This window comes from Methanobacterium sp., from assembly GCA_039666455.1.
In the GTDB taxonomy this organism is placed as follows: Archaea; Methanobacteriota; Methanobacteria; order Methanobacteriales; family Methanobacteriaceae; genus Methanobacterium_D.
Genome location: JAVSLW010000035.1, coordinates 35,218 through 47,018, shown reverse-complemented (window position 1 = coordinate 47,018; position 11,801 = coordinate 35,218). Strand labels below are relative to the sequence as shown.

Annotated in this window: 11 protein-coding genes, 1 tRNA gene and 1 pseudogene; 11 read left to right on the top strand and 2 right to left on the bottom strand. The window is 36.3% G+C overall.

Annotated features, from left to right (window positions below):
* Positions 1 to 37: 37 nt before the first annotated feature.
* From PQ963_09350 to PQ963_09320, 7 genes and pseudogenes are all read left to right on the top strand, one after another.
* Positions 38 to 1,204, top strand: coding sequence for a hypothetical protein (locus tag PQ963_09350; GenBank protein ID MEN4029870.1), 1,167 nt, complete (start codon positions 38 to 40; stop codon positions 1,202 to 1,204).
* 19 nt (positions 1,205 to 1,223) lie between these two features.
* On the top strand, positions 1,224 to 1,631 hold the full coding sequence (locus tag PQ963_09345) for a hypothetical protein (GenBank protein ID MEN4029869.1): 408 nt from the start codon (positions 1,224 to 1,226) through the stop codon (positions 1,629 to 1,631).
* Between the two features lie 95 nt (positions 1,632 to 1,726).
* A complete protein-coding gene (locus tag PQ963_09340; GenBank protein MEN4029868.1) occupies positions 1,727 to 2,344 on the top strand; it encodes a phosphatase PAP2 family protein in 618 nt (205 codons plus the stop codon).
* Between the two features lie 155 nt (positions 2,345 to 2,499).
* Positions 2,500 to 3,150: a TetR/AcrR family transcriptional regulator gene (locus tag PQ963_09335; GenBank protein ID MEN4029867.1), complete on the top strand. Its 651-nt coding sequence runs from the start codon at positions 2,500 to 2,502 to the stop codon at positions 3,148 to 3,150.
* A gap of 244 nt (positions 3,151 to 3,394) precedes the next feature.
* Positions 3,395 to 3,568, top strand: coding sequence for a 4Fe-4S binding protein (locus tag PQ963_09330; GenBank protein ID MEN4029866.1), 174 nt, complete (start codon positions 3,395 to 3,397; stop codon positions 3,566 to 3,568).
* Between the two features lie 5 nt (positions 3,569 to 3,573).
* Positions 3,574 to 4,755 (top strand): annotated as a pseudogene (locus PQ963_09325) (NAD(P)/FAD-dependent oxidoreductase).
* Between the two features lie 114 nt (positions 4,756 to 4,869).
* Positions 4,870 to 4,941 (top strand) — tRNA-Arg (locus PQ963_09320).
* Positions 4,942 to 4,957: 16 nt separating this feature from the next.
* On the opposite strand, the gene tfrA is transcribed toward PQ963_09320, so the two are convergent.
* Entirely contained in the window at positions 4,958 to 6,607 is a 1,650-nt protein-coding gene (gene tfrA / locus PQ963_09315; protein MEN4029865.1) for a fumarate reductase (CoM/CoB) subunit TfrA, read from the bottom strand.
* A gap of 162 nt (positions 6,608 to 6,769) precedes the next feature.
* Here tfrA and sepS point away from each other — a divergent pair, with 162 nt between their 5' ends.
* The 4 genes from sepS to ribB all read left to right on the top strand — a co-directional run bounded on the left by sepS (position 6,770) and on the right by ribB (position 10,226).
* Complete coding sequence (gene sepS, locus PQ963_09310) at positions 6,770 to 8,365, top strand: O-phosphoserine--tRNA ligase (GenBank protein ID MEN4029864.1); 1,596 nt, start codon at positions 6,770 to 6,772, stop codon at positions 8,363 to 8,365.
* 12 nt (positions 8,366 to 8,377) lie between these two features.
* Complete coding sequence (locus tag PQ963_09305) at positions 8,378 to 9,019, top strand: endonuclease V (GenBank protein ID MEN4029863.1); 642 nt, start codon at positions 8,378 to 8,380, stop codon at positions 9,017 to 9,019.
* 16 nt (positions 9,020 to 9,035) lie between these two features.
* Entirely contained in the window at positions 9,036 to 9,416 is a 381-nt protein-coding gene (locus tag PQ963_09300; GenBank protein ID MEN4029862.1) for a DUF120 domain-containing protein, read from the top strand.
* A 135-nt stretch (positions 9,417 to 9,551) separates the two neighbouring features.
* A complete protein-coding gene (ribB, locus tag PQ963_09295; protein ID MEN4029861.1) occupies positions 9,552 to 10,226 on the top strand; it encodes a 3,4-dihydroxy-2-butanone-4-phosphate synthase in 675 nt (224 codons plus the stop codon).
* An 87-nt stretch (positions 10,227 to 10,313) separates the two neighbouring features.
* On the opposite strand, the gene PQ963_09290 is transcribed toward ribB, so the two are convergent.
* Positions 10,314 to 11,795 carry an AAA family ATPase gene (locus PQ963_09290; protein MEN4029860.1) on the bottom strand — a complete coding sequence of 494 codons (1,482 nt, stop codon included), beginning with the start codon at positions 11,793 to 11,795 and terminating at the stop codon, positions 10,314 to 10,316.
* Positions 11,796 to 11,801 lie beyond the last annotated feature (6 nt).

Below are 11,801 nucleotides of genomic sequence, written 5' to 3'. Positions count from 1 at the left end.
TAAATATGCTACTTCAAAAACTAATCTGAATGATAAAATGGAACAAAATATCCTTGAAATGGTAAAAGAAATTATGATAGATTTTGCAAGCTTAACCGGACTTGAACCAGTAAGTAAAAGTCCAAAACGATATCTGTGGACTGATGCATTTGCAGTATGCAACTACCTTGAGCTTTTCAGACAGACAGGAGATAAACAATATCTTGATCTTGCACTCCGCCTGGTAGATCAGGTTCACCATGTTTTAGGTAAGCACAGGGATGATGACCATCGATCTGGATGGATCAGCGGTTTTGAAGGTATTGAAGCTGAAAAACATCCCACAATTGGTGGATTGAGGATAGGAAAGAAATTGAATGAACGAAAACCATACGAACCAATGGATCAGCGCTTAGAATGGGATCAGGACGGACAATACTATCATTACCTCACAAAATGGATGCATGCACTTAATAAGGTAAGTATAGTCACAGAAGATCCAGTTTATGTTAAATGGGCAGTTGAACTGGCGCAGACTGCCCATGCTGGGTTCACTACTTCGGCTAACAGGAAAAAGAAAATAATGCACTGGAAAATGAGCATTGACCTTAGCTATCCTCTTGTTCCATCAATGGGACAGCATGACCCACTGGACGGTTTTGTAACCTATAATGAGCTTCAAATAGCTGCCAAGGAATTCAACCAACCAGATATTCCACAGCTTGACAGAGAAATTCAGGAAATGGCAGATATCTGCAGAGGTATGAGCTGGGCTACCAGTGACCCTCTTGGGATTGGAGGGCTTTTATTTGATGCTTCAAGAGTTGCACAGTTCATTATGAAAGGATATAAAGATTACAGTAACTTGCTTGAACTGATTTTAAACTCATCTCTTATGGGGATCGGTTCATTTGTAAAGAGCAACCCTCTGGGAGTTCCACCAGAATATCGCCTTGCATTTCGAGAATTAGGACTTTCAATTGGAATAGAAGGTGTTAAAAGCGTTCAAAAATGGTTTATTGATAATAAAAACTGTTTTAAAAGGGATAGTTTCATCCAGGAAATGGTTGCATCCCTCATAAACTATTCATCACTTGCAGATGCAATTGAAACTTTTTGGAGCCAGAGGAAAAACTGGCAACTTGGAAGCTTTAGAGAACACAGAGAAATAAACATGGTTATGCTTGCAACAAGCCTGACTCCAAATGGATTTTTAATTATTTAAATCTAAAATGGTGGTTTTAATGGATGAAAAAGGATTAATATTTACTTTAGATGCGGTATTAGCCCTGATACCTGTTTTTATCATTATTACTGCAGTGGCTAATGTGTGTGTTCCAGAATCAGTACAGGTTCGCTATATTCAGGATGCGCAGGATACACTGGAAATTATGACCAGTTCCAATGTTCTTCAAAATACAGCGTCTGTTCTTACTTTAAACAATAATTCAAAGGAAGGAATCCAGGAAGCAGGGAAAATAGCAGGCCCTTACCTGAATAAAACCCTTGGAAATTCAAATTACAGCCTGATGGAAATCAGCGCGCTTAATAAAACCATTGTATCCCATGGAGATATAAAAAAAGCAAATGATGTTTCTGTAGGTTTTAAAAGTAGTGGAAAATACATTTTCAAACTTTATGTATGGAATTAGGTTGGGACTTTCAGTTGTATTGAAGATTAAAGTTTAAACTATTGTAACTATAAATACTTGTTCTACTCAATCAGTAGTCATTATAAGGTAATTCCATGACAATCTATTTTAAAATCACAGAAAATTCCAAAAAACAATTTGCAGAGTTTATCTCAAATGCTGCTTACGCCCCTTTAATTTCAATTCCAGTGTTTGCACTAATTAATTATTTTTTACTTGATTTAGCAGATTTTATAATAATTACCAGTGCATGTGTTATTTTTACGGGTTTAATGCCCACTTTACTTGTATTATGGTGGCTTAAAGGTAAAAATGGAAATAACAATAAAATTGACATGGATATACCTGAAAGAACAGATAGGAACTATCCTCTTTTACTGGTACTTCTATCCTACTCAATAGGAGTTATTGTGCTGTATTTACTTAATGCACCGTTAATAACAACTGTTTTAATGTTCTGCTACTTTTCAAATACTCTAATAGTGTTTTTCATAAATCTCTACTGGAAAATAAGTATTCACTCCATGGGAGTTGCCGGACCAGCAGCAGCATTAATATATGTTTTCGGGCCAGCTGGAATATTATTTACATTAATAATCCCTGTCGTGATGTGGAGCAGAGTCTATTTAAAGGAACATACCCTGTCTCAGGTTATAATAGGTGCACTGCTTGGATTTTTTTCAACTGCAGGACAGATATATATATTAATTTGAAAACGTGGCATAAGTGCATTTAAACTTCCAAATACATTAATATTAAATTTATTGAGTTATGATACAAACAATTTGATAATGTACATTAGATACAAGTTGCAAAGTGCTAATCAGCATCTTACATGAAAACATTTGATCTCTACTAAACTATTTAGGTGATTATAGTGTCAACTGAAGATATAAGGAAACAAAAAAACGAACAGAGGCGTAACTATATCTTAGATATAGCCGAAAAGTTATTCTTCCTAAATGGCTATGACGATGTTTCCATGAACGATATAGCTCGAGAAGTTGGGCTTAATAAATCTGTAATTTACCGTCATTTCAAAAATAAAGAGTCTTTATACTTTGCTATTGTCTTACGTGGAACTAAAATTTTTAACAAAATGTTTAAAGAGAAAGTTAAGTCCAATGAAACAGGAATAGAAAAACTCGAAGAAGCAGGTAGGGCTTATTTTGAATTTTATAAAAATTATCCTGACTATCATGATGCTTATCTCTACTCAAGATCAAAGAGATTCGAGCTCAGGGAAATAGAACATGCCCAAGAAATCGATTTACTGACAAAAGACATTATGAAAACAATCTGTGATGCGATACAAAAAGGAATCGATGATGGGACCATGCGAAAGGGTCTAAAACCTATGGCATTAGCTGTTTTTATTGCCGTAACTGCTGAAAGAATCGTGAGATTGAGTCCCAGCACTTTAAATGTTTTGGAAAGTCAGGGAATAAACCATGAACAGTTTATAGAAGATTCCATGGATCTCTGGAGACACATGGTCATGAATTCCATAGAAAGTTAAACTGATTTTTACATAGATCATTTTATGTTGTTTTAAATAAGAAATAGAATCAATAAGACAGTATTCTATTTTTAAATTTTGTTGTATATCCAAACTGGTATTTTATCTTCTTTTTATTGGCTTTTCATCAAATTTTAAATCCTTTTTGAACTTCAAATAGAAAATTTTATATACTATGAAAACCAGTGGTTACATTAAGTAGTAATTTAAAAATAGTTACTAAACTTACTAAGAGGGATTTGACATGAGAGTTAAGGAATTTTGCATGTATTGTGGGGAATGTGCTGGTGCATGTCCCCATAATCTCATAGAAGTAAGGGAAAATAGCTTAAAATTCAACAAAGAAGATTGCAAAGATTGCAAGATCTGTATCCAGGTTTGCCCTGTCAAAGCCCTGGAAAATGAGGTGAATTCATGATAAAAATGATAGAAACCGATGTTCTGGTAGTTGGAGCGGGCCCAGCAGGTTCATCTGCAGCCAAACATGCCGCCATGGGTGGTGTTGAAGTGCTACTTATAGACAAAAAATCAGAGATTGGAGCTCCTAAAAGATGTGCTGAAGGTGTTTCAAAGAATGGTTTGAAAAAATTAGGCATTAAACCCAGCAACCGATGGGTAGCTGCAGAAATAGATAGAGTTCGTCTTGTATCACCCGGAGGGATTGATGTTTGGCTTAATCAAGAGAATGTTAAATTTCCTGAAACTGGTTATAATCTGGAGAGAAAGGTATTTGACAAACATATGGCTATGGATGCTGCCCGTGCTGGTAGCCAGATTATGGTAAAAACTCTGGCTAGAGAACTTACCTTAAAAGAGGACCATGTGCTGGTTAAGGCAGAAAATATGGATAAAACAATTGACATAAAGGCAAAGATCGTTATAGGGGCAGATGGTCCAGAATCAAGAGTTGGAAGATGGGCTGGGCTTAAAACAACAACTAAGGCTAAAAATATGGAATCATGAGCCCAGTTTGAAATGGTAGGTGCTGAATTAGAAGATAAACATGCCACTGAGTTTTACTTTGGAAGCGTGGCTCCTGGTGGATATGCATGGATATTTCCCAAAGGAGATGACATTGCAAATGTAGGATTAGGTGTAATAAACACCATGACATCAAGAAGTGCATATGAACATCTCCTGGATTTTATGAAGAATTGTGAAGCCACTAAAAATGCTGTTCCTGTTGAATTCAACGTAGGAGGTGTTCCAGTAGGTGGCCCGCTGGAAAATCTGGTTACAAATAATGTAATGTTGGTAGGAGATGCTGCAGGTCAGGTGAACCCATTTACTGGTGGTGGAATCATAAGTGGTATGCAGGCTGGTCTCATTGCAGGGGAAGTAGCTACAAATGCAATTAAAAATGGAAATTGGTCCTATGAAAGCCTTAAAGAGTATAAGAAACGTTTTCATGAGGAAATTGGTAATTCTTTCAAAAAATATCTCAAAGCCAAAGAATATCTCTTAAGCCTTTCCGATAAAGAATTGGATTCAATAGCCCAAACCTTCCAGGGAAGTGATTTTGAACGCATCAGTCCCAGCGCTCTCCTAAAGAAGCTGGTGAATGTATCTCCTAAGGCCATGCTTAAGCTTGGTAAACTTGTTTAAATTTTTAAAAATTTAAATAGGAAAAGGCCCAATTAAGATATAGAATTTTTTTAAATTCAAAAACACTGCCAATTAGATTTCAGACTAATTTTGGAATTAAAATGTTTTACATTTGCCCTGGTAGTGTAGCGGATATCACGTAGGATTGCGGATCCTATTACCCGGGTTCAAGTCCCGGTCAGGGCATACTTATTTTCTTGTGTTACCTCTTAATAAACCTTAATCTCCCACTCTTATTAAAAACAATACTTCTTTTCCAGTTATCATCAGTTTCAGGGAAATCTTCCCTGTAATGTGCCCCCCTGCTTTCACGACGGAAAAGTGCCGATTTTGTAACAAGTTCTGCCACATCAAGCATCTTTATTACCTCAAGCGCATCAAGAAGGTCATTATTGTAACTTACAACATCTGGCACTTTCATATCCTTTAGCATTCCTTTAAGTTCATTTATTCTGTTTAAAGCATATCTTAAACCTTCTTCATTTCTAATTATGGCCACATTTTTCCACATTAGCTCTTCAAGCTCTTTTTTAATCTCAAAGGGATAAACATCTCCACCTTTAAACAGACTGGAGATTCGTTCTTTTTCTGCTTCCACAAATGCATCATTTGAGCTTAATTCAACTTTAAGAGCATTTTTTGCAGCACTTTCACCAGCTCTTTTTCCAAAAACCTGTGTATCTGCAAGTGCATTACCACCAAGCCTGTTTGCACCGTGAACTCCACCAGTTACCTCACCTGCTGCAAATAAATTTCTAACTGTGGTTTCACCATGTTCATTTATCCTTACACCACCCATGAAGTGGTGCGCAGTTGGTGCCACTTCCATTGGCTCTTTTCTAATGTCCACACCCACGTCCTGGAACTGTAAAAGCATGGTCTCAAGCTTTTCTTCAATTACTTCATCATCCAGATGACTTACATCCAGATAGACCCCCCCTACTAAAGTACCTCTCCCCTCTCTAATCTCGTTGTATATGGCCCTTGAAACTATATCTCTTGTTGCAAGCTCCCCCCGCGGGTCGTAATTTTTCATGAACCTCTCGCCACTGGCATTTATGAGCTTTCCACCCTCTCCACGCACAGCTTCTGTTACAAGGACTCCTTTTCTTGATTGCGGGAAAACCATTCCTGTTGGGTGGAATTGAACTTGTTCCATGTCCAGCAGGTCTGCACCAGCATCATAAGCGAGTGAATATCCATCTCCAGTCTTCTGCAAGGTATTTGAAGTTACAGGATAAAGCCATCCTGCTCCTCCACATGCCATAACCACAGATTTAGCTTTAAAAACTATGAATTTTGAATCTGGAAGTGAAATTCCTGTTGCACCTATCACAGATTCTCCAGATTCATCCATGATGAGTGATGTTATCATTACTTCGTCTAAGGTTTCGATTTCTCTTTTGATAACCTCTTCTTTAAGGGCCATCATCATTTCATGACCTGTTCTATCACCCTGAAAACATGTACGCCTGAATGTCTGGCCTCCGAATGGCCTCTGGTTAATTTCTCCAGATTCCTGCCTGTCAAAAAGAGCACCATAGCTTTCAAGTTCAATAAGTCTTTGTGGTGCTTCTTCAACCAGGATTTTTACGAGTTTAGGATCGTTTAGATAAGCTCCGCCTTTAAGCGTGTCTTCAAAATGAGATTCCGGACTATCTGCACAATCCACTGCCCCAAAAGCTGCATTATATCCTCCTTCAGCCAGTGTTGTGCAACCTGATTTAAATGATAAACCTTTTGATACTATTAAAACGCTTAAATTATGTTTAGAAGCCTCTATTGCTGCCCTACATCCTGCTCCGCCAGAGCCTATTACCAGGACATCTGTTTTGTAAATTTCACTTTCCATAATAAAATTTAGATTTATATATTATTTAAATTTTCACGGAGGAAGTAAATATTAAAAAGGATCAATTAAAAACCTTTAATATCTATTAAAAAATAGGCATAAAAGAATTATAAATTTATAAAAAACTTAATTCTACTTAAATATACTTTTAGGAGGCATTACTTGGATAAAAAGAAAATTATAAAGCTTGCAAAAAAGGATTTTGAAGGAGCATGGATGATGACCTCCCAAACCATAAAAAAGCCCCATCATGATGACGAATATCCTCGAGTGAGAGTTGAAACCGGTAAAAGCCACGTGCTGTATGATACAGTGGCACAGTTAAGGCAGGCATATTTAAATTTAGGTTTTAAAGAGACAGTGAACCCCGTTTTTATTGAAGAAGACCATATCTACAGGCAGTTCGGCCCTGAAGCGCCGGCCGTCCTTGACAGGTGTTTTTACATTGCAGGACTTCCAAGACCAGACATTGGAATTGGAATGGATAAAATAGAAAAAATAAAAAATCTGGGTGTTTCTTTAGATGATGATAGGATTGAAGGTTTAAAAGAAGTCTTTAGAGAATACAAAAAGGGAGATGTAAGTGGAGATGATCTGGTTTTAGAAGTTTCACAGGCCCTTGAAGTTGAAGACCATATGGGGCTTCGTGTTCTGGAAAAAGTCTTTCCAGAAATCCGTGAATTAAAACCAGTTCCTGCAAAAACCACTTTACGATCTCATATGACTTCAGGGTGGTTTATAACCCTTAAAGCAGTTAACAACAAAAGAAAACTTCCAGTTAAAATGTTTTCCATTGACAGATGCTTTAGAAGAGAACAGCGTGAGGATGCAAGTCATTTAACGACTTACCATTCTGCATCATGCGTAGTAATGGACGATGAAGTATCGCTTGACCTTGGTAAGGCTATTACTGAAAGTTTACTGGAATACTTCGGCTTTGAAAAGTTTAAATTCACTCCTGATGAGAAAAAGTCCAAATATTATGTTGAAGGGACCCAGACAGAGGTTTATGGTTATCATTCCCGGCTTAAGGAATGGGTTGAAGTGGCTACATTTGGATTGTATTCACCAATCGCCCTTGCAAAATACGGTATTGAAAAAGATGTTTTAAACATTGGAGTAGGTGTTGAAAGAATTGCCATGCTGCTTTACAATCAAACAGATGTAAGAGAAATGGTTTATCCTGAAACATATGGTAAATGGACTCTTTCAGATAGAGATATGGCTTCAGTGCTTAGAATTAATTATTACCCTGCAACAGATGAAGGAAAAGAACTAATGGATCATATAATTGATACCTTTAAAGAAAATGGTAATGAGCCTTCTCCATGTGAATTTACAGCGTTTGAAGGGGAATTTTTAGGTAAAGAGATAATTGTCAAAGTTTTAGAGCCTGAAGAAGGTACAAAGCTTTTAGGTCCTGCTGCCTGGAATAAAGTTTATATTAACAATGGAGATATAATTGGAGTCCCTATTAAAGATATTACTGATGAAAAAGCCCTTGAAGCACTGGATAAAGGAATATCAACAGAAATCAGCTATATGGATGGCATTGCAGCAGATGCAGCTTATAAAATTGAAGAAATGATTGTAAGCGGTAAAGATGAAGTTATTGTAAGAGTGCCAATTTCAAGATCTCTTTCTGACATAAATTTAAAACTTGAGGAAGTTGCATTAAACTACATAACCAGTAATAATAAAGCGATTGATTTAAGAGGCCCTGTATTTTGTACAATAACATGCAAACTTAAAGATTGATATTTAAACACCATGTGCTCCTGTAATTTAACCCAATATCTTTCAAATATCCAAAATAATCTCTCAAAGGAAATAATAAAAGAAGATAAATTTGAAGATATTAAAAAAGTTGCAGGAGTCGATATATCATTTTTAAGGGATAATTATGCCATTGCAGCAGCTGTAGTGATTGATTATAACACGCTTGAAGTATTAGAAGAAAAAACTTTAAAAGTTGAAATTCAGTTTCCATATATTGCAGGTTTTTTAGGTTTTAGAGAAGCCGATGCAATGGTTTCAGTTCTAAAAACACTGAAAAATAGTTACGACGTGTTAATGGTCAATGGCCATGGTATCATGCATCCACGGGGCTTTGGCCTTGCCTCCCATGTTGGACTGCTTATGGATACACCTGCAATTGGAGTTGCAAAAAGATTAGCGCCTGGAAAATATAAATTTAAATATGAAAACGTCATAAAATATGTTCTGTCAGGAAATGAAACCGTAGGTGCATACATTAAAGATAAGTACGTGAGTATAGGTCATAAAATTTCTCTTAAAACTGCAGTTGATGCTGTATTAAAAGCTTCTGTATTTAAGATGCCTGAACCAATCAGAAAGGCGCATATTCTGGCCACAAAGGCTATGAAAGAGCTGGACAAACGTAACCAATAATTTAAGTGTGATTAAAATGGAAATTAAAGGAATTGTAGTATCAGGACAGGGAAAAGGTGCTTATTTCATGTCCAGATCATTTTATAAGGATCAGTTTGAAAAGAAACTTAATTTTACTCCCTTTCCAGGTACCTTAAATATCAGGATATCTGAAAGTGAAATCCAGAAGATCCACCAGATTAAAAAGGATAAAATGGAAAAAATTAAAGGTGAAGGGAATTTTGGGGATGTTCTACTTATAAAAGCTGTTTTAAACAATGATATATGTGGTGCAGTAGTGTTTCCAAAAAAAACCACACATGGAGAAAATATTCTTGAATTTATAACTTCAATTAAGGTTAAAGAGTCTTTAGAAATTAAAAATGGGCATAAAGTTAAATTAAACCTCGAATATTAAATTTTTATCTTTTAAATGAAATAATTAATCTCCTTTAGAAAATGCATAAATATTAATTTTATAAAAATACATTATAACCATATTAAATTGGAAGTCTATTAATTCACGAAAAACGTATAATGGAGTTACGATTAAATGATAAAGGACGCATTGAAAGCATTTAAAGACGGTGAGATCATTTTGGTATTTGACAGTGATAATAGGGAAAGAGAAACCGATATGATTATCGCAGCAGAATTTATTAAGCCGCAGCACATTTCAAGAATGAGAAATGATGCCGGGGGGCTGATATGTACCGCTGTATCTCACGAAGAAGCCAGAAAACTGAGATTACCCTTCATGACTGATGTAATGGATGCAGCACAGTACCGATATCCCTTATTAGCCGAACTTTCACCAAATGATATCCCCTACGATGAAAGATCAGCCTTTTCACTGACCATAAACCACAGAGAAACATTTACTGGAATAACAGATAATGACAGAGCTTTGACCATAAAAGAACTTGCAATGCTCTGTAAAAATGAAGATCACAACAACTTTGGAAAACACTTCAGAGCTCCAGGACATGTAACAATCCTTAGAGGTTCAAAAGGACTTTTAACCAGGCGTCAGGGCCATACTGAAATGAGTGTCGCACTTACTGAGATGACAGGGCTAACTCCTGCCGCTGTTTGCTGTGAAATGATGGATGACAACACCGGGAATTCACTGCCAACATCTGAAGTTGAAAAATACGCTGAAAAAGAAGGGCTACTGTTTTTAAGTGGGGAAGAAGTAATAAAAGCTTATAAAGACTTTAAAGGTTGATCAAAACTTATCTTTAAAACTTATCTTTAATATCCTCATAAGACATGCAAATCAACCTTTTAAAAAAAGGTTGATCAAAACTTATCTTTAAAACTTATCTTTAATATCCTCATAAGACATGTAACCTACAAACTGGGGTATTTTAGCCATTTTAAATATTTCAGGGATATTCAGATGTTCTTCAACTGTTTTCATGGCATTTAAACAGAATTCCTCCAGTTTAATTTCAACTTCCGGGGTGTTTCCTCTTTCTGTCATTTTGACTTTGGGAATTTCCCCAATAACATCTACATCTGTCCTTCTTTTTATGAATGATGAGGCTATTTTTGAAATTGACCTATCATAAACCCTGTTAAGTATCACGCCACATGTTTTAACCCCAAGTTTGTTCAGAACTTCGATATGGCCCACAATATCAACTGCAGCTGTTTCTATTCCTCCTTTACTGCACGAAGTAATCATAATCACTGGAATATTAGCTGCCTTTGCAATTTCAGCTGTTGAAAATGGTATTTTTTCGTTTAAAGTGCCTGTAAATGCGCTCATAACCCCCTCTATAAGTACAATGTCGTAGTCTCCAGGATCTGTAATTACTTCCTCCAGATCCATCCATCCAAGTCCCCCAATTCTAATTGAGGAAAATTTTTCCATATTTTCTTTATTAAGGTAAAGAGAAGGTACTATATCTCTGATATCTGGTCCTACTTTTAATACAGCGACTCTGTATCCCATTTTCCTTAAAACCCCAGCCATGCCTGTTGTTAGAAATGTTTTTCCAGAATCAGAACCAGTGCTTGCAATCATCAATGCTTTTGGAGTTCTCTCTGTTGTATTAGCATGTTTTACATAGATATTTGTATCTATACCAATTTCAGTCCTGATTTTAGAAATCAGCTCCCTGTTTTTGTTTTTAATATTCAAAACATCAACTTCAGAAGCATCTATAAAATCTATAATATTTTCTACAAGTGAATGGTTTTCATCCAGGCACCCGTGGACCATAGTCCCTACAACATTTCCATCATCGTTTCTAACTCCAGACAGTATCTCTCGAGGGTTATCATGATAATCAGTTCTTTTAACAGTGCTTAAAAACAGTTGTGGGGCATTTCCTTCAATTAAACCGTAAGTGTGGCAGTGAAATCCAGTGACTGTCTTACCAACCATTCCTTGGGTTAAAAAAGAGCTGTCAAGGATTTCTGCTTCCACCTGGTCTGTTCCAATCATTGGCCTGAAGGTTACATCTAAAATTCCAAGTCCTTCTCTTTCAATTGGACATGGCGAACGCCTCCCTATATCTGTTTTATTTGCAAGAAGCTGAAACCCAGAGCACATTCCAAAAATGAACTTACCTTCCTTTTCCATTTTTCGAATTTCAGACTTTAAAGTATTTTGAACACTCTGAGACTCAATTATGCTTCCGCCAGGAATAATTAATCCATCTAAAGCTTTATGTGCCTTTTGGCCGTTGACCAAACCATTTTCTTTTACAATATGAGTTGGTAGCTCCCCAAAGTTTTCAAAAACTGGAAGAGAACCTTTTACATAAAGAAGACCTATTTTTTTCATCTTTTC

What these genes read in the sequence shown, in the direction of transcription:
- PQ963_09350 (MEN4029870.1), top strand. Translation starts at nt 38, where the DNA reads ATGGAACAAAATATCCTTGAAATGGTAAAAGAAATTATGATAGATTTT.
- PQ963_09345 (MEN4029869.1), top strand. Translation starts at nt 1,224, where the DNA reads ATGGATGAAAAAGGATTAATATTTACTTTAGATGCGGTATTAGCCCTG.
- PQ963_09340 (MEN4029868.1), top strand. Translation starts at nt 1,727, where the DNA reads ATGACAATCTATTTTAAAATCACAGAAAATTCCAAAAAACAATTTGCA.
- PQ963_09330 (MEN4029866.1), top strand. Translation starts at nt 3,395, where the DNA reads ATGAGAGTTAAGGAATTTTGCATGTATTGTGGGGAATGTGCTGGTGCA.
- tfrA (MEN4029865.1), bottom strand. Translation starts at nt 6,607, where the DNA reads ATGGAAAGTGAAATTTACAAAACAGATGTCCTGGTAATAGGCTCTGGC.
- PQ963_09305 (MEN4029863.1), top strand. Translation starts at nt 8,378, where the DNA reads ATGTGCTCCTGTAATTTAACCCAATATCTTTCAAATATCCAAAATAAT.
- PQ963_09300 (MEN4029862.1), top strand. Translation starts at nt 9,036, where the DNA reads ATGGAAATTAAAGGAATTGTAGTATCAGGACAGGGAAAAGGTGCTTAT.
- ribB (MEN4029861.1), top strand. Translation starts at nt 9,552, where the DNA reads ATGATAAAGGACGCATTGAAAGCATTTAAAGACGGTGAGATCATTTTG.
- PQ963_09290 (MEN4029860.1), bottom strand. Translation starts at nt 11,795, where the DNA reads ATGAAAAAAATAGGTCTTCTTTATGTAAAAGGTTCTCTTCCAGTTTTT.